Below are 25,517 nucleotides of genomic sequence, written 5' to 3' on the forward strand. Positions count from 1 at the left end.
GACACCCGACTACAGCGAGAATCCGATGGAACACCGTAAAATTGCCTTTATCGGCGCAGGTAACATGGCGCAGGCCATTATTGCCGGCTTAATCGACGGCGGCTATCCCGCCACGCACATTGCCGTCAGCGCCCCGACGGCGACGCGTCGCGATGCGTTAGCCCGGGAGTATGGCATCATCAGCTCCGGCGATAACGTCGACTGCGTACAACAGGCCGACGTCGTCGTGCTGGCGGTGAAACCTCAGCTGATGGCGGACGTGTGCTCATCACTGGCGTCGGACGTCGACTTCAGCGGCAAACTGGTGCTGTCCATCGCCGCTGGGGTCAGCGTCGCCCGTTTTCAGGCGCTGTTAGGCAAGCCGTTGAATATCGTGCGTATCATGCCCAACACGCCGTCTCTGGTCGGCAAAGGCATGAGCGGACTGTATGCGCCGGACAACGTCGGCAAAGCCGACCGCGATTTCACCACCCGCTTGATGGCCAGCGTCGGCGAAGTCTGCTGGGTCGATGAGGAAGCGCAGATCAACGGCATCATCGCCGCCGCGGGCAGCGCGCCTGCTTACTTCTTCCTGTTTATGGAAGCGATGCAGCGGGAAGCCGAACGCCAGGGATTCGATGCCTCAACGGCGCGACAGCTGGTTCAGCAGGCCGCCACCGGCGCCGCCGCGCTGGTGGCCGCCAGCCCGGACAAAGATTTGTCTACCCTGCGTGAAAATGTGACCTCCAAGGGCGGCACCACGGCCGAAGCGCTTCGAGTCTTCAACGAACAGCACCTGGCTGAAACCGTGTCGAATGCCATGCAGGCCGCTGTTTCTCGCGCCAAAGAAATGGAAAAGCTGTTTTAATCGTGGCCTTATGCCTCCACGACATCTCCCTCTGACCCGAAAGGAACCGTTGCATTTATGCTTACTCTGACGTTTCTAGTCAAAACGCTAATCGACCTGTATGTAATGGTGCTGCTGTTGCGCATCTGGATGCAGTGGTCGCGCAGCGATTTTTATAATCCGTTGTCACAGTTCGTGGTGAAGCTGACTCAGCCGATCGTCGGACCGCTGCGCCGCATCATCCCCTCGCTCGGCCCCATCGATAGCGCCTCGCTGCTGCTGGCGTTTTTGCTGACAACGCTGAAATACCCGCTGCTGCTGCTCATTCAGGTCGGCGCGCTGTCGCTGAGCCCGATGAATCTGCTGGTCGGACTGCTGTCGCTGCTCAAATCCGCGGGTTATCTGGTGTTCTGGATGGTCATCATCCGTTCGTTGATGAGCTGGATCAGCCAGGGCCGCAGCCCGGTCGATTACCTGCTGTATCAGCTGACCGAGCCGCTGATGGCGCCAATCCGCCGCATACTGCCTGCGATGGGCGGCCTCGACTTCTCCGCGATGGTAGTGATCTTGATCCTGTATCTGCTGAACTACCTCGGCATGGATCTGTTCCCCGGACTGTGGTTCCTGCTGTGAGCGCAGTCAGCTACGATCGGGACGCGCTGGTCATTCGGCTGTATATACAGCCGAAAGCCAGCCGCGACCAGATTGTCGGCCTGCATGGCGAAGAGCTGAAGGTGGCGATCACCGCGCCGCCGGTCGACGGTCAGGCCAACGCGCATCTGGTCAAATTTCTCTCCAAGCAGTTTCGCGTCGCCAAAAGCAAAGTGATCATTGAAAAAGGCGAACTGGGTCGGCATAAACAGATCAAAATCGTCGATCCGCAGACGATTCCCGCCAACGTGGCGGAACTCATCGCCTCACCTTCTCAGGACTAATTAATTGATGCAAAAAGTCGTATTAGCCACCGGCAACGCCGGTAAAGTGCGTGAACTCGCCGATCTGCTGGCGGACTTCGGGCTGGATATCGTGGCGCAGACCGAACTGGGCGTAGACTCCGCCGAGGAGACCGGCCTGACGTTCATCGAGAACGCCATCCTCAAGGCCCGTCACGCCGCTCGGGTCACGGGGCTGCCCGCCATCGCCGACGACTCCGGTCTGTCGGTGGATGCGCTGGCTGGCGCGCCGGGGATCTACTCCGCGCGCTATGCGGGCGAGGACGCCGATGACCGGCAAAATCTGAACAAGCTGCTGGAAGCCATGCAAGACGTGCCGGACGACCAGCGCACCGCCCGTTTTCACTGCGTGCTGGTCTTCCTGATGCATGCTGACGACCCGACGCCGTTGGTCTGCCACGGCAGCTGGCAGGGCACTCTGGCCCGTGAGCCAGCCGGCAGCGGCGGTTTCGGCTATGACCCGATTTTCTTCGTGCCGGACGCCGGCGTCACCGCCGCAGAGCTGACCCGCAGCGAAAAGCTGAGCCGCTCCCACCGCGGTAAAGCGCTACGCCAGCTACTGGATGCCCTGCGCAATGCTTAAGCTGCCTCCGCTCAGCCTCTATATCCATATTCCCTGGTGCGTGCAGAAATGCCCGTACTGCGACTTCAACTCGCACGCGCTTAAAGGCGACGTGCCGCACGGGGAATATGTGGATCACCTGCTGGCCGATCTGGATGCGGATCTGACGATGGCGCAAGGGCGTCCGCTGCACTCGATCTTCATCGGCGGCGGTACGCCGAGCCTGCTGAGCGCCGAAGCGATGCAGCAGTTGATGGACGGCGTGCGCGCCAGGCTGGATCTGGCGCCTGAAGCCGAAGTGACGATGGAGGCCAACCCCGGCACCGTCGAGGCCGACCGCTTCAGCGGCTACCAACAAGCGGGCATCAACCGCATTTCCATCGGCGTGCAAAGCTTCAGCCCGGACAAACTCAAGCGGCTGGGCCGCATTCACGGTCCGGAAGAGGCGAAGCGCGCCGCGCGGCTGGCCGAACAGCTGGGCCTGCGCAGCTTCAATCTCGACCTGATGCATGGCTTGCCGCAGCAGTCTCTGGAAGAAGCGCTGGACGATTTGCGTCAGGCTATCGCGCTGAACCCGCCGCATCTGTCGTGGTATCAGCTGACCATCGAGCCCAATACGCTCTTCGGCTCACGGCCGCCGACGCTGCCGGACGACGATGCGCTCTGGGACATTTTCAGCGCCGGACACGAACTGCTGAGCGCCGCGGGCTATCAGCAGTATGAAACCTCGGCCTACGCCCGGCCGGGCTACCAGTGCCAACATAACCTGAACTACTGGCGCTTCGGCGACTATCTGGGCATTGGCTGCGGCGCACACGGCAAGCTGACGTTCGCCGACGGACGCATTGTGCGCACCGCCAAAACGCGTCATCCGCGCGGCTACATGCGGGGCGAATATCGGCATACCACCACGGAGGTCCCGCTTCACGACCGTCCGTTCGAGTTCTTTATGAACCGCTTTCGTCTGCTGGAGCCAGCGCCGCGCGCCGATTTCACGGACTATACTGGACTCACGGAGCAGGCGATCCGCCCGCAGATCGACGCTGCGCTGGCGCAAGGTTTTCTGACGGAAACCAACCGCCACTGGCAGATCACCGAGCACGGCAAACTATTCCTGAATACGTTGCTGGAAGGCTTTCTCGCCGACTGAGTTCGCCGCGTGTCGTTCATGCGGCACGGGCCTGAATAAAATTCGCTGACGCCGCAATCAAGCGCATTGAACTGGCAGGTGGGAATATGACAAAGTGAAGACAGGACTGACACTGAGGTAGCAGGTAAACCACGATGAAAAACATCACATTACTGACGGCTGTACTGTTGATTACCGCCACCCTGAGCGGTTGCAATACCACGCGCGGGTTTGGTCAGGACGTGCAGAAGCTAGGCAGCTCTATCTCCCGTACCGCCAGCTAAGCCGTTTAAGCGCTGAGCATCACTCCCCGCCCCAAGCGTTATCCCACGCTTGGGGCGTTTTTCTGTCTGTTTCTCCCGCACACCGACGTTCGTTTTCTCACGCCCTGCCCTCGCCAGCCGCGAAATGAAGGCTGGCCGATGCGAGATCGCCGCTCGACAAAAGAAGGCAAAAAGAGGGCGTCCCGTCGAGCGACGAACGCGCTGAACGAGAGGAGAGTCAGCCTGCGGCAGGCGTGGGGGAGAGCAACATATCAATATGCGGAATTCCGTCTTCGTCATAGGCCTCGCCAACGGCGACGAAACCCAGCTGACGGTAGAAGTCTTGCAGATACGCCTGTGCGGACAGACGGCACAGGCTCTGCGGCCAGTGAAGGGAGCAGGCCGACAGGGCCTGCGCCATCAGCTGATAACCCAGCTTCTGTCCACGCGCTTCAGCGGAGACGATCACACGGCCGATCATAACCGCCTCACGCTCCGGCGTGGGCGCCAACAGGCGAGCGTAGGCCAGCAGCTGCCCGTGTCGGCAGGCGACGATATGACGATGGCCCGGCGTCAGGTCTTGCCCATCGATGTCCTGATACGGGCAAGATTGCTCAACGATAAAGACCTGATTGCGCAGCCGCAAAAGCTCATACACGCGCTTCACCGTCAGATCGTCGACGCCCCAGTCGTGCCACGCCATCGCCTCCGTCACGTCGCCACTCTCCTCACGCTCGTCATCAACGCTTAACACGTCCCCATGCCCACAGCACCGCAATCGCCAGCGCGAACAGCGCACCGAAGCCAATCCCGATCCCCATGACCGGCACGCCCAGCTTCACCGCCAGCGAATAGAGCGCCAGCATCAGCAGCATCGCGCCATTTTCCATCAGGTTTTGCACCGCGACGGCATTGCCCGCGCCGACGCTGGCCTTACCGATCTCCTGCAACAATGCGTTCAGCGGCACAATGAAGAAACCGCCCAGCGCCCCCAAGATCAACAGGCAGGTATAGGCGCCGAACAGCGAGTGCTGTAACGTGAAGAACACCACCATCACGCCGATCATCACCCCGGCAGGCAGGCAGCGACGCACGGTTTTCAACGTCACCAGACGCCCCGCCGCCGCCGCGCCGAAGACGATCCCCACCGCGACCATGGCATTCAGCAGCGTGGGCGTGGAGTTGTCGCTGATGCCCAGCGCCAGCGGCACCCAAAGCACCAGCAGAAAGCGCAGCGTCACCCCCGCGCCCCAGAACAGGCTGGTGCCCAGCAGAGACAGCCGCGTTTCGCCGTTGCCCCACAGCACCCGGCAGGCATGGACGAAAGCCCCGACCATCCGTCGGGGATGCCACGAGCTGCCGCTTTTAGCCGCTTTTAGTCGTGGAATGAGCAGGTTGGCGGCCAGCGCGATGCCGTACGCCAGCGCACAGACGCCGAGCGCCGCGCCCAGATGCCAGTCCGCCAGCAGGCCGCCCGCGACCGAACCGATCAGAATGGCGGCGATAGTGGAGGCTTCCATCAGGCCGTTGGCCTTCACCAACTGATCGCCGTGACTGATCTCGCCCAGAATGCCGTACTTGGCAGGCGAATACGCCGCAGCCCCGACGCCGACCAACGTATAGCCGAGAAAGGGGTTCCCGCCCACGCAAATGAGCAGCGCGCCCGCCAGCTTCAGAGCGTTCGCCAGCATCATGACGCGGCCTTTGGAGAAGCTGTCCGCAAACTGACCGACAAACGGCGCCAGCAAGATATAGGCCACGACGAATCCCATCTGCAAAAATGGTTGGCTCCAGTCGGGATACAGCAGCGATTTCACCAGCGCCAACGTCGCGAACAGCAGCGCATTGTCGCCAAAGGCGGAGAAAAACTGCGCCGCCATCACAGCGATCATGCCCCGAGAAAGCAGCGGCGTCGCTGACGTTGAGACAGGATTCATGCGGTGTGCTCCTGATCTTCCGCCATCTCACGTAGCGTAACGAAATCCGGCTTCCCGCTGCCCAACATCGGCAGCGCCTTCATGTAACGAATATCGCGCGGCACCACCAGCTCCGGTACGCCGTGTTGGCGCGCCTGAGTCTGCAATTGGTCGCGGGTGAGGTCGGCGTCGGTGGTGAACAGCACCAGCGCTTCCCCTTTGCTGCTGTCGCTACGAGCGCTGGCCGCATGCTGCGCATGAGGGGATGCCTGCAAAGCCAGTTGTTCCACGCTCTCCAATGACACCATTTCGCCCGCCAGTTTGGCGAAGCGTTTCACACGCCCGACGATGGCGCAGAAGCCTCGTTCGTCCAGCGTGACGATATCGCCGGTGTCGTACCAGCCCTCTTCCCGCTCGCCCTGCGCGTTTTCGGCGGCAGGCGTTTCCAGTACTCCGGGCCGCTCTACGCGGAGATACCCTTTCATCACGTTCGGTCCACGCAGTTGGAGACGAGCGCCGGCGGTGATGCCCGGCACCGGGATGAGTCGTCCTTCCATCTCCGGCAGCAGTTGTCCGACGGTGTGCGGCTTGGCCGCCATCGGTACGTTGATCGACACGACCGGCGCGCACTCGGTGACGCCATAGCCCTCAAGGATGCGGATACCGAAGCGTTCCTGCCATAACTCACGCGTGGTCTCCGACAGTTTTTCCGCCCCGGCCACCACGTAACGCAACCGGGTGAAATCGTAGGGGTGCGCGTAGCGTGCGTAGTTGCCAAGGAATGTCGAGGTGCCGAACAATACGGTGCAATTCCGGTCGTAGACCAGCTCCGGCACGATGCGGTAGTGCAGCGGACTCGGGTACAAAAACACTTTCGCGCCAGTCATCAACGGCGTCAGCAATCCCACCGTCACTCCGAAGGAATGGAACAGCGGCAGCGCGGACATGAAGCGGTCTTGAGGAGTGAAGTCGGCCACGGTGCGGATCTGCTCTACGTTGGCCAGCAGACTGTTATGGGAATGCACCACGCCTTTAGGATGGCCTTCCGATCCGGAAGTAAACAGGATCATCGCGGCATCGTCAGGCTGCTGCGCCACCATCGCCTGCGAGGGGAACAGCAGATGGAACAGGATCCACAGCTTATCGGCGATCGTCACCGTCCCTTTCAGGTCTTCCAGATAAACCCAATTGGCGTCCTTCACCTGCTGCGGCAGATGCGTCAGCTTGCCTTTTTCGAGAAACTGGCGCGAGGTTACAATCGTTTTAAGGCTGGCCGCCAAAATGGCGCTTTGCAGCCCTTTGACGCCCGCCGTGTAATTGAGCATGGCCGGGACACGACCACTCAGGGAACAGCCCAGAATGGCGGCGGCGGTGACGGTCGCGTTCGGCAGCAGCAGGCCGACGTGCTCCTTATCCGCAGTGAAGCGTTGCAGGATCCGCGACACCCCCAGCGATTTTTTCAGCAGGCCGTGGTAGCTATCTTCCCGCATAGCGACGTCTTCAATGCTTGCGGAGCCGTAGCCATAGCGGCCGCAAGCGGCCAAAAATGCCTGATACAGCGTATGACGAGGGCGCACCGCCATACGAGCTTCCATCATGATGCGATGCAGATGCTCGCCGGCCAGTTCACGACGCTCACGCGCGCCATCGGCCTTAGGCATGGGTAATTGCACCGCAGGCAGCCAGTGCAGGGAGATCTTCGGAAAGAGACGACGACGCACAACGCCGCCCAGACGGCCGAAGAACGTGAACTCCGGGCCTTCCAGTCGGACCGGGACAACGGTCGCCCCAGAGCGCGCCGCCACAAACGCCGCGCCGCTGTAGATCTTCATCAGGGAGCCGGTCACCGTGATGCGTCCTTCCGGGAACACGACGACCGGCCGTCCCTGCTCCACCACACGGATCAGATGTTTGATCGCCATCGGCTGCGTCGGATCCAGCGCCACAAAGTCCACAAATCGCTTCGTCCACTGCATAAACCAGCGGTCGGCGATGGAGGTGTAGACGGCAAAGATCGGTTTTTCTTGCAGAGGCAGGAATAAGGCCAGCAGCACGCCATCGATAAACGAAGCGTGGTTCGGCGTTATCAGGAGTTTTGACTGCCGGAAGACGCGTTCGTCCCCGGTGATGTCGATACGGTACAGGCGACGTAACAGCCAGCGTAGTGCGTTGTAAATCATCCCATCTCCCTAGGTAAAACCCTCGCTGGCACGTTTCGGCGAAATATTCGGCCGCCGTGCTTCGCGGAGTTTTAAACGAATTTGATTGCACAAAATACTATAGCCAACCCATTGCCACCAGAATAAGCGTCCTGATGACCTGAACCAGCACGATGCGTCGGGCGAGGAATGCAAAGTGAAAGCGACCCGCGACGAGGCAAATGCGGCTTCAGGACGACGCCGTAGGTTTAGGCAGGGATTCCGCAGTGATTGAATCGAGCGAGATATCTGGCGCAGAGTCCTCGAGGGATAAATGACAGACAAAAAAAAACCTACGCATCCGCGTAGGTTGGTGAAATAAATATGGTTCATGGTGAACATCACATCCACTTGTCACCCATTAATACCTCTGGGACTTTTACTCTAGAGAGTCAGGCATTTATTCTCTAGTCGCTAATCGCAAGATAACTGCACGAAGTGCAACCATCTGTAAAATTCTGACCCACCATGTAATCACGCCTTGTGATTAGTGCTATTACAGCGTCAAACGGGTGCCGTCACGCGCCCTGGAACGCCTTCGTGCGCCCGCGCTCTGTGCGCGCTTTTTCGGCCTTGTGATAGTATGCAAACTCAGACCGATCAACTGAATACGGGTATACCGCCATGAAAACCATGCTTGATGTGGCTCGCCGCGCCGGCGTTTCGAAAGCGACGGTATCACGCGTCCTGAACGGCACCGGCCAGGTCAAAGCCAGCACCCGGGAAAGCGTTTTCAAGGCCATGACCGAATTAGGCTACCGGCCCAACTTTCTGGCGCGCTCGCTGGCCAACCGCAGCTCCAACAGCATCGGCCTCGTCGTGTCCCACTTCGACGGCCCCTACTTCGGCCGACTGCTGCGCCAGGCCGCCGAACTGACCGAGCGCAACGGCAAACACCTGATCGTCACTGACGGACACGACACGCCGGAAGACGAACGCCAGTCGATCCAACTGCTGGCCGACCGCCGCTGCGACGCCATCATTCTCTACACCCGCCACATGTCCGAGCAGGAGCTGATGTCGCTGCTGGCGGAGTCCAGCGTCCCGATAGTGGTGATCAACCGCGACCTGCCGCAGCGGCGCGATCGCAGCGTCGTCTTCGAACAGCAGAGTGCGGCTTTTCAGGTCGTCGATTATCTGATTACCCAAGGCCACCGGGAGATCGCCTGTATTACCGGCCCAATGACGACGCCGACGTCCCAGGCGCGGTTGTCCGGCTATAAAGCGGCGTTGCGCCATCACGGTCTGGCGGTCGATCCCCTGCGGATCGTCCACGGCGACAATAGCGTGGAGAGCGGTTATCACGCCGCGCACGCGCTGATGGCCCGGGAAACTGTGTTCAGCGCCTTGTTCTCCAGCAATGACGATATGTGTATTGGGGCAATGAAGGCATTCAGCGAAGCGGGAAAAACGCTGCCGGAGGATCTCTCCCTGTTCGGCTTTGACGACGAACCTAACGCCGCCTATCTGAGTCCTTCCCTGTCGACCGTGTATCTGCCGATCGAAGAGATGATGAGCGCCGCCATTCAGCAGGCGCTGCGACTGATTTCGGGCGAGGACGCCTCACCGCTGACGCCGTTCACCGGCGTGCTGAAAATTCGCGATTCGGTGCGACCCGGACCTTATGCCTCACATTCCTAAACAATGCGGCGGCTCAGCCCTCTTCCAGCTGGAGTGCGATGTAGAGCAACAGGCGATCGTCGACGCGGGAGAGATTCAGTCCGGTGATGTCCGAGATGCGGCGCAGGCGGTATTCCAGCGTATTTTTATGGATGTACAGCGCGTTCGCCGTGACCGTATTTTGCAGGTTGTAGCAGAACCAGCTGTAGAGCGTTTTGCGAAAGATCCCGTTGCCGTCCATCGCCCGCAGCCGTCTTAGCGGCCGCATCAGCTCATTGGCCTGCCAGCCGCCGCGCAGACTATCCAGCAGCACTGGCAGCGCCATATCCTGATAGCTGTAGCACTGCGTGTCGGGCTGACGCTGCCTGCCCACTTTCATGGTGGTTTTCGCCGTCTGATAGGAACGTTGCAGGCCGCCTTCTCCGGGGAAGAAGTTGCCCAACGCCAGCCGCACCCGCAAGGGGCTTTCATCATGCAGACGCTGATACAGCAGCTGGATCCGCCGGAGATGCGCTTCCGGGTCCCAACGTCCGTGCTCAGACAATGGTTGCAGCACGACCATCTCGGTCAAAGAGACAATCGCCATCAGTCCCTCTTCCCGCTCCGGCGCCATGCCCGGCTCCGTCAGCAGGTTCTGAAACTGTTGCAGCTCGGTCATCGCCGTGCTGACGCCGAGCTGACCGCTGTCCAACTCCACCACCAGCGCTACGCGCGGCTTCTGTAAGTCTATCCCCAACCGTCTCGCCCATTCGCTGACCGTATCGGAATAGCTGTCGCTGCGGATCAGGTTCAACACCAGCTCTTCACGCTGACGGCTGTTGCGCGCCAGCAACTGCATGAGCCGCGCCTGCTCCAGCATCATTTCCGCCGTCATACAGACCAGTTCGCCATACTGGCGTAGTCCGTCCGGCTGACCCGTCAGGCCGACCACCCCGACAATCACGCCGTCTTGCCGCAGGGGAAGATTAATGCCGGGCTTCACGCCCTGCAGGATGTGCATGGACGCGTCGTCGATCGTGACGATGCGTTCCTGAGTGAGCGCCAGCAACGCGCCCTCATGAATTTCGCCGATACGCTCCTTGTCGCCGCTGCCGATGATTCTCCCCGTCGCATCCATCACGTTCACATTGCATTCGATAATCTGCATCGTGCGCGCGACAATGGCACCGGCCAGCGTGGCGTCAAAATGGTAATCCGACATGTCTTCTCTCCAGGCGGTGACGCAGGAGCGCGGCTACGCCGTGCTCGCCTGCTCACACAGCCTAGCATGATCCCGCCGACGCAACCCCGGGGTTAACCTTTCGACGTCGACGCGCCGCGCGCGTGGGAGATACGGATTAAGCGACCGATATTTTCACAGGCCCGTTCCATATTCGCAGGCCCTTCTTGCAGCAACGACGCCAACGGATCGGCCCGCGGGATGATCCCGAAAATGACGTCGATCCCTTCCTGATACAGCGACTCGATGCCTTCGCCGACACAGCCGGACACGGCGATCACCGGCACCTGTAGCGCCTGCGCGGTCTTCGCCACGCCGTATGGCGTTTTGCCGAAGCGGGTCTGGCTGTCGATGCGGCCTTCGCCCGTCAAGCAGTAGTCCGCCCCCTGCAACTTATCCCGCAGGCCACTGTGCTCGATGACGATATCGATGCCTTTCTGCATCACACAGCGGGTGAAGGCCATCAGCCCCGCCCCCAATCCGCCCGCAGCACCCGCCCCCGGCGCCGTCGCCACGGATTTGCCCAACTGCTGCAACACCACGTCGGCATAGTGAGACAGGTTGGCGTCCAGCTGCGCCACCATCTCCGGGGTCGCGCCTTTCTGCGGCCCGAAGACGTGAGAAGCGCCGTGTTCGCCGCACAGAGGATTGGTGACGTCGCAGGCGACGATGATCTCCACCTGCGCCAGGCGCGGGTCCATCCCGCTGACGTCGATACGCTGCAACTGGCCGAGCGCCCCGCCGCCGCGCGGCAGCGGCTTGTCGTCGCCGTCGAAGAAACGCGCGCCGAGCGCTTCGGCCATCCCCGCGCCGCCGTCGTTCGTCGCGCTGCCGCCGATGCCGAGGATGATTTTCGCTATTCCCTGATCCAGACAGGCGCGGATCAGTTCGCCGGTGCCGTAGGTCGTCGTCACCAGCGGATTACGGGTCTGTGCGTTGACGTGGTGGATGCCGCTGGCCGAAGCCATTTCGATCACCCCCACCTGGCCGTCGCCCATGATGCCGTAGACGGCGTCCACCGTCGTGCCCAGCGGTCCGGTCACCTGAAGCGGAAACAGCTCGCCGTGGGTGGCGTCGACCAGCGACTGCACGGTGCCTTCGCCGCCGTCCGCCATCGGGACATGAAGGTAGTCAGCCTCGGGAAAGACCTTGCGCAGCCCTTTCTCCATCGCCACGCAGACCTCTTTGGCGGTCATGCTCTCTTTGAACGAATCCGGCGCCAATACAAAGGTTTCATGTTTCATAGGAATCTTCTCGTCACGGGTTAAAGGAGACCGTACAGCACGGTGGCGATGAGGGTCATGGTGCCGCCAACCATCGCTTCATAAGGAATCAGCGACATCCGCTGACGCAATGCCATGTTCATGCTGCCGGCAGTCACGTGAAAGTAGTTGCCCTGCGGCAAAGAGTCGATCACGGTCGCCCCGGTGTGCACCATGACCGCGGAGGCGATCGGGCTGCCGCCGACGTTGGCGATGGCGCTGCCGAACGTCCCCGTCGCCAGAATGACGCCCGTGGACGTCGAGGCCGTGGCCGCCGCCATCAGGATCCCGGAAATCGGCGCCAGAAACGTGCCGGAGATCCCCATCAGGTTAATGAGCGCCACCACCTGCGTCGACAGGTTCGACGCCGCAATCAGGCCCGCTATCGCCCCGGCGCCGATCAGGATCAGCACCGTCGCCGTCATTTTTTCCAGCCCGGAGGCGGTGTAGGCGATCAGTTTCCTATGCTGCCCCATCGCCAGCAGGCCGACGATCCCGGCGATGGGCAGGACGTACAGCGCATCCAGCTTACACTCGGAGAGCAACGGAATATGCAGGATCGAGCCGATAGGATTGATCATCAGCAGGATCACCGCCACCAGCGGCGCGACGATCGCCTGGTGCAGTGGCGGGTAGCGCTTGTCGCCAGCAGGCTGATGAGCGGACAGCGCAACGACTTCTTCTTCAGTGACCTTGGCACCTCTGTTTTTCAACACACCCGCGATCAAGATCGTCATCAACAAACCGCCTATGGCGGGAATGAAACCGGCGATCATCACATCGCTCAGGGTGATGTGGAAACCGTTGGCCGCCGCGATGGCATTCGGGTTAGGCGAGATGATGTTGCCCGCCTTGCCGCCGCCGGACAGCGCCAACAGCAGCGCCAGCTTGGAGATCCCCATTTTGTTGCCGACCGACAGCGCGATCGGCGCGACGATCAGCACCGCGACCGGGATAAAAACGCCGACGGCGGTGATGATCATGGTGGCCAACGCCAGCGCCATGATCGCCTTGCCCTCGCCCATTTTTCTCACCACCGCCTGCGCGATGGTTTCCGCCGCGCCGGACTCCATCATCACGCCAGCCAGTACGCCGGCGGCCAGAACGCGGATCACCGTGCCCATCACGCTCTGCGTACCCGTGGTCAGCAGAGCCAGCGTCTGGTCGAGACTCGCGCCGCCGATCACTGCGCCGGCTATCGCACCGAAAAATAGCGAATAGACCGGATTGATCTTTCTAAGAATCAGTAAGATGGCAATGAATAGACCTATCAATGCCCCATACCAACCAAGGGGTTCCATGCCGTTCATAATATGACCTCGTTATTGTTATATCTGTTACGTAGGATAGAGAAACGGGGTTGCGACGACGGACGTCGATAACATTAAGCCACGATTTGATAGCCCTTATTTTAGGGCTGATGGCGGCGTTCACCTATGTGCGCAAACACAAAATCAACGGGTGAAATCACGATGAAAACCGTGTGGAAAGACAATGCGGGGAGAGACCGGTCACAGACGACGGGAACGACGAGATGCGCCTCTCCCCGACGCAGGGAGAGGCGAGAAGACAATTACAGCTGTTCCAGCGCCAGCAGCTCTTCCACCGTCTGCCGACGGCGGATCAGACGCGGCGCCCCCCCTTCGAACAAGACTTCCGGCAGCAGCGGACGGCTGTTGTAGTTGGAGGACATGGAGGCGCCGTAAGCGCCGGTATCGTGGAAGACCAGGTAGTCTCCGACTTTGGCGTCCGGCAGGGCGATGGTTTCGACACCACCGCCCGCCTGCTGGGTAAAGACATCGCCGGACTCGCACAGCGGCCCCGCTACTACCGTATCGCGCAGTGCAGCGCCATCGAGATCGCGACCATCCCCCGGCAGCAAGGAAATATGATGGTAGCTGCCGTACATCGCCGGGCGCATCAAATCGTTAAAACCGGCGTCGACCAACACAAAGTGACGGCTGCCCATCGCCTTCACGGCCCGCACTTCCGCCACCAGCACGCCCGCTTCCGCCATCAGGAAACGGCCGGGTTCGATCTCCAGCGTGATTGGATGACCGAGATGCGCGGCGATGCGCTCACGCGCGCCGTTCCACAGCCCGTAATAGTGTTGCGTGTCGATCGACTCTTCGCCGTAACGGTAAGGAATGGACAGACCGCCGCCAGCGGAAATGGCCTCCAGATCCTGACCAAAGTCGATCACCTGCCGCACCATCGCGTCACACACCTGTTCCAGATGGCCGTAGTCCACGCCGGAACCGATGTGCATATGCAAACCGACTAATTTGAGCTGATAATGCTCAATCGCCGCCAGCGCCAACGGCAGATCGCCGTACCAAATACCGTGCTTGCTGTTTTCGCCGCCCGTATTGGTTTTTTGACTGTGTCCGTGACCGAAGCCCGGATTGACGCGCAGCCACACCGGATGCCCCGGCGACACGACGCCCAGCTGATTGAGCATATCCACGGACCCGGCGTTGACGGGAATGTTCAGCGCGGCCACCCGTTCCAGCGTGGCGTGATCCAGCAGATCGGCGGTGAAGACGATCTCATGATCCGGCGTTCCCGGCTGGAATCCGGCGGCCAGCGCACGCTCGATCTCGCCCAGCGAGACGGAGTCGACCTTGACGCCGCGCTGGCGCATCAACGCCAGAATGTGGATGTTGGAGCACGCCTTCTGGGCGAACCGAATGGTGTCGAAGTCCCGCAGCTGGGCAACGCGGCTGATAATAGTGTCGGCATCGTAGGCCCAGACCGGGCAGCCGAAACGGGACGGCAGCGCCCGCAGGCTGTCTGCGTTCAACGCGTGGGACAGGGTATTTAGATCGTGCGGCATGCGGTCAAAACCTGATAAATGAAAACATATCCTCATTGTGCGTAATCTTCCTTTCGGCAGACAAATATCCTTTTACGCAGAGTCTATTCATTTATGATATGGCTTTATCCCACACTCAAGGTGTCTCCCGTGGCGGCTATTTCCCTGCGACATATCGAGATTTTTCATGCCGTGATGACCACCGGCAACCTGACGGAAGCCGCCAGTCTGCTCAATACGTCGCAGCCGACGGTGAGCCGGGAGCTGGCGCGCTTCGAGCGTCTGATGCAGATGGCGTTGTTCGAACGGGTGCGCGGCCGCCTGCATCCGACCGCGCAGGGGCTACGGCTGTTTGAAGAGGTTCAGCGCTCTTACTACGGGCTGGAACGGATCGTCAGCGCGGCCGACGATATCCGGCGCTTTCAACAGGCGCAGCTGTCCATCGCCTGCCTGCCGGTGTTTTCCCAGTCGCTGCTGCCGGAGGTGTGTCAGCCGCTGCTGGCCGACTACCCGACGCTTAATCTGCACATCATTCCTCAGGAGTCGCCGCTGCTCGAAGAGTGGCTCTCCGCGCAGCGCCACGACCTGGGGCTGACCGAAAACAATACGACGCCCGCGGGCACCGAGCGTCAGACGCTGATGCAGCTCAGCGAAGTCTGCGTGCTGCCGTCCCGCCACCCGCTCGCGAGCAAGCCGGTGCTGACGCCGCAAGATTTTCGCCATCAGCCGTTCATCAGCCTGTCCAGCGCGGACAGCTACCGACAGTGGCTCGATCATCTGTTTCAGGAAGCGGGCGTAGAGCGCAGTATGGTGATGGAAACGCACAGCGCCGCCTCGGTCTGCGCGATGGTGCGCGCCGGCGTGGGGCTGTCCATCGTCAATCCGCTGACCGCCGCGGACTATGCCGCCTCTCGCCACGGCGTAGTCGTCCGCCATTTCAGCATCGACGTGCCCTTCACCGTCAGCCTGATACGCCCGCTGCACCGCCCCGCCTCCGCGCTGGTCGATGTCGTGACTGAACATCTGCAACGGTTCGCGCAGGCATTTCCGGCGCGCTTGCAGCAACTCATCGACGGCAAGATGACGGATAATGCGGGAAATTAATGCGCGATGCGTCCGGCTTTCGCGTTAAGTCCGCCGGTCGCGGCCGTCACGTTCGCTTGATATAGACGGTGGAAACGAGGTTCTGGTCGAAGATGTTTTTGCGTACCTGTAACCGTGTATCGTGGCTGGCCAGGAACAAAATGCGCGACATAATCACGACATCCTCCACCTCGGCGTAACCTTTCGCCCACAGCGACAGCATCACCTTCGCGGTCAGGACCTTGACCGGCTGATAGTGCGCGCTCACCACGGAGACGATCACCTCGTCGAAGAAATTGGTCGGCAGCGCCGCCAGCACATCGTGGTGCCTGACGATCAGGTGACCGGCGTGATAGAGCGACGACAACGTATTTCGCGCACCTGCGGTCAACTCGGGAGTAATAGGATTGTTATTTTGCGGCAGCGATAAATCATGGTAAATCCGCTGATAGTAGAGCTCCGTCCCTTCCTGAAAAGCGGGCTGAGGCAGCTCGACGAGATCCACACAGCGCACCGCGACCTTATCGCCCCAGCGCGTCTCGGCAAGCCAGACCAGCATTTCATACAGCAGAATTTCCTGTCGGGCGACGCCCAGATTGACCCACAAAACGAGCGTGGAAATCGCTTCGTCCCCGAGGATGGCCGTCAGCTGACGATGCAGCGCCGCGCGTTCCTGAGACAGATCTTTATAGGGATAGACTTCGTAGCCAGCGGCGACAGACGCCTCGTCCTGCCGACGTGAAAAGACGCCGTAAGTGAAATTCTGTTGCAACAGATGAAAAGACAGGCCGTCGACGTAGGTCGAGAGCGGGCGGTAGAACCCGTCGTCCAGGATTAAATCACACTGCATAACTCCCCCAAGTGCATGAAAAACCGTTCAGAAAACGCTTATTGCCTGCATGACTCCGGCGCAGCAAGTGTAGCAACGCACAGAGCGTTTCGCGCTCCGCCGCGTCGCGTTTATGTGATATCGCGCCGAGACTTCCCGCCATCCTACAGGTTCTCGATGCACGGCATCCGCGAGTTTATGCGACCTTATGTTATATTAATGCAACACACGTTCGACCCCGGTCGGACGCCGTTTACCGACGCGCTGAGTCCGCCTCCATACGCCAGAAAGTTTAGACATGCACCCAGACAATAAAGCTGAAAACACGTTAGATCCCCGTACTTCCTCCAACGCGCAGACCGCCTATCCGCTGTGCCGTTTTTCCGTCGCGCCGATGCTGGACTGGACGGATCGCCACTGCCGCTACTTTCACCGGCTGCTAAGCCGTCAGGCATTGTTGTATACGGAAATGGTGACGACCGGCGCCATCATTCACGGCAAAGGGGACTATCTGGCGTATAACGAGGAAGAGCATCCGGTGGCCTTGCAACTCGGCGGCAGCGATCCCGCCGCGCTGGCGCAGTGCGCGAAGCTGGCCGAGGCCCGCGGCTATGACGAGATCAACCTGAATGTCGGCTGTCCGTCCGACCGCGTGCAAAACGGCCGCTTCGGCGCGTGCCTGATGGCGGACGCGGCGCTGGTGGCCGACTGCGTCAAGGCGATGCGCGACGTGGTGAGCATTCCCGTCACGGTGAAAACCCGCATCGGCATTGATGAGCAGGACAGCTATCCGTTTCTGTGCGATTTTATCGACACGGTGGCGACGCGCGGCGGCTGCGACAACTTTATCGTCCATGCCCGTAAAGCGTGGCTGTCGGGCCTCAGCCCGAAGGAAAACCGCGAAATCCCGCCGCTGGATTACCCGCGCGTCTATCAGCTCAAGCAGGACTTTCCCGCGCTGACCCTCGCCCTCAACGGCGGGATTAAAACGCTGGCGGAAGCCCGCGAACATCTGACACATCTGGATGGCGTGATGGTAGGCCGCGAGGCGTATCAGAACCCCGGCCTGCTGGCGCAGGTCGACCGCGAGCTGTTCGGCGCGGACCGTGCGCCCGATCCGTTTAGCGTGGTGGAGTCGCTCTATCCCTATATTGAACGCGAGCTGTCGCAGGGCGCTTATCTCGGCCATATCACGCGTCATATTCTGGGGCTGTTCCAGGGCGTGCCGGGCGCCAGACGCTGGCGTCGCTACCTGAGCGAAAATGCTCATCGTCCCGGCGCGGATGTGTCCGTCGTCGAGAGGGCGCTCTCGCTGGTGCCGCGTGATGCGGCGGGATTCGCTAACAGTTAGCGGTTTTCGCCGGGGCGCGGGGCCTGCCCTCTCTCTCCCAGCTAATAAAGTCAACGGGTTAGCTAAATATCGCGTTGGCATGCTTCTTGTAATAGCTCTTGTCAGGCGTTGTACGCCACGCTCGCCGGGTGACGCCCGGCCTCACCCTGACAGGAGTACGCCATGTTTGAAATTTTCTTCGTCGTCGGTTTCTTCGTCATGCTGTTATTGACGGGAATATCGCTGCTGGGCGTGCTCGCCGCGCTGCTGGCGGCCACGGTCTTTATGCTGCTCGGCGGTTTGTTCGTCATGGCATTCAAAATGCTGCCGTGGCTGCTGCTGGCCGTCGCCGCAGTCTGGATGTGGCGCTGCTATCAGCAGAAACAGCGTCAACGCTATTACCGGTAGCCGTCGCCCTGCGTGAGGAGGAGAGTAAAACCCATCGTCAAAATTGTGCGTCGGCGATGCGTTTTTTCATCGTCAGGCTGATACGCTTCTGACTCGTCAGTCTGAGCACCGCCTGCACGCCGCGCTCAGGCCCTCCGTTTTCATCAACGTCGGACAGAAAACAACAACGCCGTAGAGGCACTTCCCCCGACGGACCGCTGTACCCTACAAGACAGCGCGATGAAAAACCGCAGCGCTTCTCTCGCCCGTTACCGGCGGTAGAGCGCGTCCATCCACGCCAAACCGCAGGTGAGTTCCTCGCCGCCTCCCCCGGCGCAAGCCGGGGGAACCATCCCATTGCACCCACAAAAACGCCCGCAAAGCGGGCGTGGCTGACGACTCCGGCTCACATCCCGCTGAGTATCACGGGATCAGCAGGCAGGAACCTTGAGTGCGACGACCTTCCAAAGCCAGATGCGCCTGACGGGCATCGGCCAACGCGAATTTTTGTGCCTCCGGTACGTCTACTGAAATCGCACCGCTGGCAAGCAGGGAGAACAGCGCGTTGCTGGCTTCCTCCAGCTCTTCGCGATGGGTGATGTAGCCGAACAGCGACGGCCGCGTGACGTACAGCGAGCCTTTTTGGTTGAGGATGCCGAGATCTATGCCCGTTACCGGTCCGGACGCATTGCCGAAACTCACCATCAGTCCCCGACGTTGCAGGCAGTCCAACGACGCTTCCCAGGTGGCTTTCCCGACGGAGTCGTACACCACGCCGACCTTCTTACCCTCAGTCAACGCCAATACGCGCTGCGCGATGTCTTCCTGCTGATAGTTAATGGTCGCCCATGCGCCGGCCTGTTGCGCCAGCTCGGCTTTCTGCGCGGAACCCACCGTCCCAATCAGGCGGGCGCCCAGCGCTTTCGCCCACTGACAGGCGATCAGTCCAACGCCGCCCGCCGCCGCATGAAACAGAATGGTTTCCCCCGGCTGCACGTCGTAGGTTTTACGCAGCAGATAGTAAACCGTCAGCCCTTTCAGGAAACTGGCCGCCGCCTGCTCGAAACTGATGGCGTCCGGCAGCTTCGCCACCTTGTCCGCCGACACATTGTGCACCTGACTGTAAGCACCCAGCCCGCCCTGCGCATAGACCACGCGGTCGCCCACCTGTAATGCCGAGACGTCGGCGCCGACATTGACCACCACGCCCGCCGCTTCGCTCCCTAGCCCGGAAGGCAAAGAGGGGGCAGGATACAGCCCCGAGCGGAAATAGGTATCGATGAAGTTGACGCCGATGGCGCGGTTCTCGATCTGTACCTCATCCCGGTCCGGTTCGGCGGGAAGGTCATCCACCAGCTCCAGCACTTCCGGTCCGCCGGGCCGGCTGAATTGAATGCGCTTAGCCATAGGCTCTCCAGGTTCTTTCTCAATTTAAGGGTTTACGGTGACAGCGGGTGCCATTCCCGCTTTTCAGAGATACAATGCCCCCTTCCATTCTTGTAAATCAACCCGTAAGAACGCGCTTCATGGCTGAGAAGAAAAGATCCACCAATAAATCCGCAGAACCTCGCGACCGTCAGGTCGAAGGGCTAAAGCTCCCCCCACATTCATTGGAAGCGGAACAGTCTGTGTTGGGTGGACTGATGCTCGACAACGAGCGCTGGGACAACGTAGCAGAACGCGTTGTCACCAATGACTTCTTCAATCGCGCTCATCGGCTGATTTTCAGCGAAATGCAGCGTTTGCTGGAGATGAGCAAACCCATCGACCTGATTACCCTGTCAGAGTCGCTGGAGCAGAAAGGCGAGCTGGAATCCGCCGGCGGCTTCGCCTATCTGGCCGAGCTGGCCAAGAATACCCCCAGCGCCGCGAACATCGGCGCGTACGCCGATATCGTGCGTGAACGCGCCGTCGTGCGTGAGATGATCGCCGTCGCCAACGAGATCGCCGATGCCGGTTACGATCCGCAGGGGCGCAGCAGTGAAGATCTGCTGGATCTGGCGGAGTCCCGCGTCTTTCAGATCGCGGAGAATCGCGCCAGCAAGGATGAAGGCCCGAAAAGCATCGACCGTATTCTGGAAGACACCGTCTCCCGTATCGAGCAGCTTTATCAGCGCCCGCACGACGGGGTCACCGGGGTGTCCAGCGGTTATCAGGATCTGGATAAGAAAACGGCCGGGTTGCAGAAATCCGACCTGATTATCGTGGCCGCCCGACCGTCCATGGGGAAAACCACCTTCGCCATGAACCTGTGCGAAAACGCCGCCATGACGCAGGAAAAACCGGTGCTGATTTTCAGTTTGGAAATGCCCGGCGAGCAGATCATGATGCGTATGCTGGCGTCGCTATCGCGCGTCGACCAGACGCGAATCCGTACCGGTCAGCTAGACGACGAGGACTGGGCTCGCATCTCCAGCACCATGGGGCTGCTGCTTGAAAAGCGCAACATGTACATCGATGACTCCTCCGGCCTGACGCCGACGGAAGTCCGCTCCCGCGCGCGTCGCGTGTTCCGCGAACATGACGGCCTCAGCCTGATTATGATCGACTACCTGCAGCTGATGCGGGTGCCGTCGCTGTCGGAAAACCGTACGCTGGAAATCGCAGAAATTTCCCGCTCGCTCAAAGCATTGGCGAAAGAATTGCAAGTGCCCGTTATCGCGCTGTCTCAGCTTAACCGTAGTCTGGAACAGCGCGCCGATAAACGTCCGGTCAACTCCGACCTGCGTGAGTCCGGCTCCATCGAACAGGATGCCGACTTGATCATGTTTATCTATCGTGACGAGGTTTATCACGAGAACAGCGACCTGAAAGGCATCGCTGAAATTATTATAGGGAAACAGCGTAATGGCCCCATTGGCTCGGTACGCCTGACCTTTAACGGACAGTGGTCGCGGTTCGATAACTACGCCGGGCCGCAGTACGATGATGAATAATGTGATAAGGGAACGAGCATGCAAACGGCAACCGCCGTCATTAATCGCCGCGCTCTGCGACACAATCTGCAAGTCATCCGCCAGCGTGCGCCCAACAGCCGTCTGGTCGCGATAGTCAAAGCCAACGCGTACGGGCACGGCGCGTTGGAAACCGCCCGTACCTTAAGCGACGCCGATGCCTTCGGCGTCGCCCGCCTCAGCGAAGCCCTGGCCCTGCGCGCCGGGGGCATCACCCACCCTATCCTGCTACTGGAAGGTTTTTTCTCTGCGGAGGAACTGCCGCTGCTGGCGGCCAATGGACTGGAAACCGCGGTCCATAGCCTCGAGCAACTGGAAGCGCTGGAACAGGCAACGCTATCCCAACCGCTCACGGTCTGGATGAAGCTGGACACGGGCATGCATCGCCTCGGCGTGCGGCCGGATCAGGCCGACGCGTTCTGGCAACGCCTGTCCCGTTGCCCCAATGTGGTGCAACCGGTGAACATCATGAGTCATTTCTGCCGTGCGGATGAGCCGGAAGTGGATGTCACCCAGCACCAGCTGGCGACGTTCGACGCCGTTGCCGCAGGCAAGCCGGGAGCGCAGTCCATCGCCGCGTCCGGCGGTATTCTGCTGTGGCCGCAGTCGCACCGCGACCAGATTCGTCCCGGCATCGTGCTCTACGGCGTCTCGCCGCTCGACGGCGACAACGCCGCCCGCTGGGGGTTACAGCCCGCGATGCGGTTGACGTCCCATCTGATTGCCGTACGCGAACATCAGTGCGGCGAACCCGTCGGCTATGGCAGCAGCTGGACCAGCCCGCGCGACACACGACTTGGCGTGGTCGCTATGGGCTATGGGGATGGCTATCCTCGTTGTGCGAAAAGCGGTACGCCGGTGTGGGTCAATGGACGCACAGTCCCACTGGCGGGTCGGGTATCAATGGATATGATCACGGTGGATCTGGGGCCGGAGTCGCAGGATCGGGTCGGCGATGAAGTCGAGCTGTGGGGCAAACATTTGCCGGTCGAAAGCGTGGCGGCCATGAATAACGTCAGCGCCTATGAACTGTTGACGCGCCTGACGTCCCGTACCCAAATCATTTATACGGACGAGCCGTTCTGAATCGCCACCGTCTCGACACAGACGTAAAAAGAGGCCCGCAGTTTAATCGCGGGCCTGCTTATCTGGAGTCTTGTCATCGATAGGTTTCATGATTTACCCACCTTATGAAGATATCCTACCGAAAAATTAGTTATAGAGTTCAGCGACGCCACGGACATGATTGGTGGTGTCCATCGTGGAAATAATGCGGAATGACTTCGCACCCGATGCATCTGCCGCAGAAGAGAGATTGGACTGTAGGTCGCCCAGGTTTTTCGCACTGGCGGAAACGCTACCAATGGACGTGCCCTGAGTTTTGTTGACTTCGGTCGCGGCAAGCGTTGCGAATGAAGCGGTAGAAAGTACGACAGCGGCAATAACAGTACTAAGGGTTTTCATAAACGATATCCTTCACATGATTGTTGGGAAGACGATGTCTGTCTTCGATGTGAATAATGATAGTCCAGTTACAACGCTGTTAAAATTGGGTTAATTTGCTGACCACATTCAAAAAATATGAACAAAAAAAGCACCGATAGATAAAAAATTATTCTATTTAGCTATCGATGCGATCGCATTAAATATGGTGTAACAGCCTTACATTAGTCCAATAAACCTGACACCCAACCATATTCAGCTTATCATTTTGTTATCGAAAGCCATTTCCCCATAATCCTCTGGTATTCTCCTGTGGCTTTTGTCAAGTGCAGCCATTGGTCAACGTACTGCTTCCAGCTCGCGTCGTCCCGCGGCAACAAAAACGCTTTTTCGCCATACTGCAACGGATGCGCCGGATTGACCGCGCACAGCGACGGATAATGTTTCTGTTGGTACAACGCCTCCGACGCCTCGGTGATCATGACGTCCGCTTTGCCGTCCGCGAGCTGCTGGAAGATCGCCGCGTTGTCATGCAGCATCAGCTGCGCATTGGGCAAATGGGCGTGCGCAAATGCTTCATTCGTGCCGCCGGCGGGTTCAATCAAACGCACGGACGAGCGATTGATCTGGTCGATCGTCTGATACTTCTCTTGGTCTTCACAACGCACCAACGGGATTTTTCCATCCACATCGATTCTGTTCGTAAAGAATGCTTTTTTCTGTCGCTCCAACGTCACGGAAATTCCGCCGACGGCAATATCGCAACGCCCAGCCAGAAAGTCGGGCATCAGCGTTTTCCAGGTCGTTTTCACCCAGGCGACCTTCACGCCCAGGCTGGCGGCCAGCGAGTGCGCCATGTCGATATCGATGCCTTCGTATTCGCCATCTCCCCGCAGCAGGCTGTAAGGCTTGTAATCTCCGGTAGTACAGACTCTCAGCACGCCCTGCTGCTGCACGCTATCCAGGTGCGATGCCGCGCTTGCGGCGCCGGAAGCCAGCAACAGAGTCAGCGGGAACCATTTCTTCATTTCATTTAACCCTTAGCATTGTCGTTGAACGACGTCGTGCTTGCGCCGACATGATGATTTTTCACTCTTTATGACACATCCCGACATGCACACCAACCCTCAGCGAGCCATCCGCTATTCTGCGCTTCCAAACTCATCGTCTTTGGCATAATGCTCCAGATTTTCGCCCGAAATCCGCTCGCGGCATTCCTATTCTTATGCCGTTTTCCGCAGCGCCTAGAACTCGTCGCCATCCAGCGCCGTTTTGCCGGGACCACGGGCAGGGTTTCCGTGCGGCAAAAACCTGTTAGTCTGTAAGCTCGTTTTTTGCCCGGTGAACATCACTATGTACAACATTGATGACTTTGACCTGAAAATCCTGACGCTGCTGCAATCTAACGGCCGACTGACCAATCAGGAGCTAAGCGAGCTCGTCGGGCTGTCCGCATCGCAGTGCTCACGTCGCCGCATTGCCCTTGAACACGCACAGCTGATTTTGGGATATCACGCCCGGTTGGCGCCGGACGCGATCGGGCTGGAAACGCTGGGGTTGATTGAAGTACGTCTTATCAATCACACCCCGGAATGCGTGGACAGCTTCCACCAGATGCTGGGCGAAGTGGACGCCATTATCGACGCTTACAAAACCACCGGCGACGCCGACTATTTGCTGAAGGTCGCGGTGGCGGACCTACCCGGACTCAGCGAACTGATCAGCCATATACTGTCGCAGAACAAGAGCGTAGCGCACCTGAAAACTTCGGTGGTTCTCAACCGTCTCAAGGAAAATGGACTGATAGCGGCGACGGCCTGATTGCCCCAATTCGGGGCATAAGGCTTTATGATGGTGCACACCATGCGGTTAAATCTCGCATAAAACGAAAATATGTTGCACATCACAGCCTAAAAACCCCCTCATTACGCACATTCCGTGCAAAATCATCCCTTCGGGATATCAATACGTTAGCCTTAAAACTGTTCGAAGATCACCCAAACCGATCTGGGTCGGCATGGTCTGGTGCGTTTTTTGCTTGCTATCCCTTATCCTTCCATCAACTAACGTACTGTTCTTATGGATAATGTCATCAGCCACGACGATCTGTCGCATACCCCCATCGAAGATACCATCGCGCTCCTCATCGGTACGCTAATGGTGTCTTTCGGCATAGTTTTGCTGCGCCAGTCCGGCGCCCTGACCGGCGGGACGGCGGGGATGGCCTTTTTGCTGCACTATGTCCTTCACATCTCGTTCGGCGTCGCGTTCTTCCTGATTAATCTGCCGTTTTATTATCTGGCTATCCGCCGTATGGGATGGCGTTTTACACTCAAAACCTTCTGCGCCGTTGCGCTGGTATCCGTGTTTTCCGACCTTCACGGGCACTTCATCCACATCGACCGGCTCGATCCTTTTTACGCGACACTCTTCGGCAATGTGATCATGGGGCTGGGATTTATTGTCTTGTTTCGCCACAAAGCCAGTCTGGGAGGCATCAATATCCTCGCGCTTTATCTGCAGGATAAAAACGTCATCCGGGCGGGAAAATTTCAAATGGTAGTGGATGTGATTATTGTGCTGGCATCGCTGTTCGTGGTAAGCATACCCATGCTGGTTGCCTCTGTTGTCGGGGCAACCATCCTGAATCTGATTATTGCCATGAATCACCGTCCGGGACGATACGCGGTGTAAAGTCGTATGACCATGCGCAAGATCACTACGCAAG

At 59.5% G+C, this 25,517-nt stretch carries 25 protein-coding genes; 14 read left to right on the plus strand and 11 right to left on the minus strand.

The features are described from left to right. The first annotated feature begins 25 nt into the window (after positions 1-25). The 6 genes from proC (at position 26) to BLU64_RS07305 (ending at position 3,754) form a co-directional block, all read left to right on the plus strand. Entirely contained in the window at positions 26-847 is an 822-nt protein-coding gene (gene proC / locus BLU64_RS07280; RefSeq protein ID WP_026741770.1) for a pyrroline-5-carboxylate reductase, read from the plus strand. 57 nt (positions 848-904) lie between these two features. Next, positions 905-1,459, plus strand: coding sequence for a YggT family protein (locus BLU64_RS07285; protein ID WP_026739184.1), 555 nt, complete (start codon positions 905-907; stop codon positions 1,457-1,459). Next, positions 1,456-1,761: a DUF167 family protein YggU gene (gene yggU / locus BLU64_RS07290; RefSeq protein WP_026739183.1), complete on the plus strand. Its 306-nt coding sequence runs from the start codon at positions 1,456-1,458 to the stop codon at positions 1,759-1,761. The genes BLU64_RS07285 and yggU overlap by 4 nt, the downstream gene beginning before the upstream one ends. 7 nt (positions 1,762-1,768) lie before the next feature. Continuing rightward, a complete protein-coding gene (locus tag BLU64_RS07295) occupies positions 1,769-2,362 on the plus strand; it encodes an XTP/dITP diphosphatase (protein ID WP_026741768.1) in 594 nt (197 codons plus the stop codon). Further along, positions 2,355-3,491 (plus strand): radical SAM family heme chaperone HemW, encoded by a 1,137-nt coding sequence (gene hemW, locus BLU64_RS07300; RefSeq protein ID WP_026741767.1) that lies wholly within the window; start codon positions 2,355-2,357, stop codon positions 3,489-3,491. The genes BLU64_RS07295 and hemW overlap by 8 nt, the downstream gene beginning before the upstream one ends. Before the next feature lie 134 nt (positions 3,492-3,625). Continuing rightward, positions 3,626-3,754 carry an entericidin A/B family lipoprotein gene (locus BLU64_RS07305; protein WP_026739180.1) on the plus strand — a complete coding sequence of 43 codons (129 nt, stop codon included), beginning with the start codon at positions 3,626-3,628 and terminating at the stop codon, positions 3,752-3,754. Between the two features lie 217 nt (positions 3,755-3,971). Here BLU64_RS07305 and BLU64_RS07310 read toward each other — a convergent pair whose 3' ends face one another. Genes BLU64_RS07310 through aas form a run of 3 tightly spaced genes read right to left on the minus strand, consistent with a single transcriptional unit; the run spans position 3,972 to position 7,829 of the window. After that, on the minus strand, positions 3,972-4,436 hold the full coding sequence (locus BLU64_RS07310) for a GNAT family N-acetyltransferase (protein ID WP_026741765.1): 465 nt from the start codon (positions 4,434-4,436) through the stop codon (positions 3,972-3,974). A 37-nt stretch (positions 4,437-4,473) separates the two neighbouring features. Further along, a complete protein-coding gene (gene lplT / locus BLU64_RS07315) occupies positions 4,474-5,670 on the minus strand; it encodes a lysophospholipid transporter LplT (RefSeq protein WP_074728255.1) in 1,197 nt (398 codons plus the stop codon). Next, positions 5,667-7,829 (minus strand): bifunctional acyl-ACP--phospholipid O-acyltransferase/long-chain-fatty-acid--ACP ligase, encoded by a 2,163-nt coding sequence (gene aas, locus BLU64_RS07320; protein ID WP_074728257.1) that lies wholly within the window; start codon positions 7,827-7,829, stop codon positions 5,667-5,669. The genes lplT and aas overlap by 4 nt, the downstream gene beginning before the upstream one ends. Before the next feature lie 642 nt (positions 7,830-8,471). Here aas and BLU64_RS07325 point away from each other — a divergent pair. Further along, positions 8,472-9,488: a LacI family DNA-binding transcriptional regulator gene (locus tag BLU64_RS07325; RefSeq protein ID WP_074728259.1), complete on the plus strand. Its 1,017-nt coding sequence runs from the start codon at positions 8,472-8,474 to the stop codon at positions 9,486-9,488. A 13-nt stretch (positions 9,489-9,501) separates the two neighbouring features. On the opposite strand, the gene BLU64_RS07330 is transcribed toward BLU64_RS07325, so the two are convergent. From BLU64_RS07330 to lysA, 4 genes are all read right to left on the minus strand, one after another. Next, positions 9,502-10,668 carry a CdaR family transcriptional regulator gene (locus BLU64_RS07330; RefSeq protein ID WP_074728261.1) on the minus strand — a complete coding sequence of 389 codons (1,167 nt, stop codon included), beginning with the start codon at positions 10,666-10,668 and terminating at the stop codon, positions 9,502-9,504. A gap of 92 nt (positions 10,669-10,760) precedes the next feature. Continuing rightward, positions 10,761-11,930 (minus strand): glycerate kinase family protein, encoded by a 1,170-nt coding sequence (locus BLU64_RS07335; protein ID WP_074728263.1) that lies wholly within the window; start codon positions 11,928-11,930, stop codon positions 10,761-10,763. 20 nt (positions 11,931-11,950) lie between these two features. Then, entirely contained in the window at positions 11,951-13,249 is a 1,299-nt protein-coding gene (locus BLU64_RS07340) for a GntP family permease (protein ID WP_235195065.1), read from the minus strand. 272 nt (positions 13,250-13,521) lie between these two features. Then, positions 13,522-14,784 carry a diaminopimelate decarboxylase gene (gene lysA / locus BLU64_RS07345; protein WP_074728265.1) on the minus strand — a complete coding sequence of 421 codons (1,263 nt, stop codon included), beginning with the start codon at positions 14,782-14,784 and terminating at the stop codon, positions 13,522-13,524. 129 nt (positions 14,785-14,913) lie between these two features. Between lysA and BLU64_RS07350 the strand changes: the two genes are divergently transcribed. Beyond that, entirely contained in the window at positions 14,914-15,867 is a 954-nt protein-coding gene (locus BLU64_RS07350) for a LysR family transcriptional regulator (RefSeq protein ID WP_026741757.1), read from the plus strand. Positions 15,868-15,913: 46 nt separating this feature from the next. Here the strand turns inward: BLU64_RS07350 and BLU64_RS07355 are convergent, their stop codons facing one another. Then, positions 15,914-16,696: a hypothetical protein gene (locus tag BLU64_RS07355; RefSeq protein ID WP_026741756.1), complete on the minus strand. Its 783-nt coding sequence runs from the start codon at positions 16,694-16,696 to the stop codon at positions 15,914-15,916. Positions 16,697-16,973: 277 nt separating this feature from the next. On the opposite strand from BLU64_RS07355, the gene dusA reads away from it, so the two are divergent. After that, complete coding sequence (gene dusA / locus BLU64_RS07360; RefSeq protein WP_074728267.1) at positions 16,974-18,026, plus strand: tRNA dihydrouridine(20/20a) synthase DusA; 1,053 nt, start codon at positions 16,974-16,976, stop codon at positions 18,024-18,026. Positions 18,027-18,188: 162 nt separating this feature from the next. After that, positions 18,189-18,413, plus strand: a complete 225-nt coding sequence (gene pspG, locus BLU64_RS07365; protein ID WP_026741754.1) for an envelope stress response protein PspG — start codon at positions 18,189-18,191, stop codon at positions 18,411-18,413. 402 nt (positions 18,414-18,815) lie between these two features. Here the strand turns inward: pspG and BLU64_RS07370 are convergent, their stop codons facing one another. Further along, positions 18,816-19,799: a quinone oxidoreductase gene (locus BLU64_RS07370; protein ID WP_026741753.1), complete on the minus strand. Its 984-nt coding sequence runs from the start codon at positions 19,797-19,799 to the stop codon at positions 18,816-18,818. 119 nt (positions 19,800-19,918) lie between these two features. Here BLU64_RS07370 and dnaB point away from each other — a divergent pair, with 119 nt between their 5' ends. Further along, the gene (gene dnaB / locus BLU64_RS07375; RefSeq protein ID WP_026739166.1) at positions 19,919-21,328 is read left to right on the plus strand and encodes a replicative DNA helicase; all 1,410 of its coding nucleotides are present in this window, start codon (positions 19,919-19,921) and stop codon (positions 21,326-21,328) included. Positions 21,329-21,346: 18 nt separating this feature from the next. Beyond that, a complete protein-coding gene (gene alr / locus BLU64_RS07380; protein ID WP_074728269.1) occupies positions 21,347-22,432 on the plus strand; it encodes an alanine racemase in 1,086 nt (361 codons plus the stop codon). 126 nt (positions 22,433-22,558) lie between these two features. On the opposite strand, the gene BLU64_RS07385 is transcribed toward alr, so the two are convergent. Both BLU64_RS07385 and BLU64_RS07390 read right to left on the minus strand, forming a co-directional pair. Then, positions 22,559-22,810 carry a YdgH/BhsA/McbA family protein gene (locus BLU64_RS07385; protein ID WP_026741751.1) on the minus strand — a complete coding sequence of 84 codons (252 nt, stop codon included), beginning with the start codon at positions 22,808-22,810 and terminating at the stop codon, positions 22,559-22,561. 242 nt (positions 22,811-23,052) lie between these two features. Further along, positions 23,053-23,817: a transporter substrate-binding domain-containing protein gene (locus BLU64_RS07390; RefSeq protein WP_026741750.1), complete on the minus strand. Its 765-nt coding sequence runs from the start codon at positions 23,815-23,817 to the stop codon at positions 23,053-23,055. A 325-nt stretch (positions 23,818-24,142) separates the two neighbouring features. On the opposite strand from BLU64_RS07390, the gene BLU64_RS07395 reads away from it, so the two are divergent. Continuing rightward, a complete protein-coding gene (locus BLU64_RS07395; protein ID WP_026741749.1) occupies positions 24,143-24,610 on the plus strand; it encodes an Lrp/AsnC family transcriptional regulator in 468 nt (155 codons plus the stop codon). Between the two features lie 258 nt (positions 24,611-24,868). After that, a complete protein-coding gene (locus BLU64_RS07400; protein ID WP_074728271.1) occupies positions 24,869-25,483 on the plus strand; it encodes a YitT family protein in 615 nt (204 codons plus the stop codon). The last annotated feature ends 34 nt before the right edge of the window (positions 25,484-25,517 follow it).

Source organism: Lonsdalea quercina (assembly GCF_900107885.1).
GTDB lineage: Bacteria > Pseudomonadota > Gammaproteobacteria > Enterobacterales > Enterobacteriaceae > Lonsdalea > Lonsdalea quercina.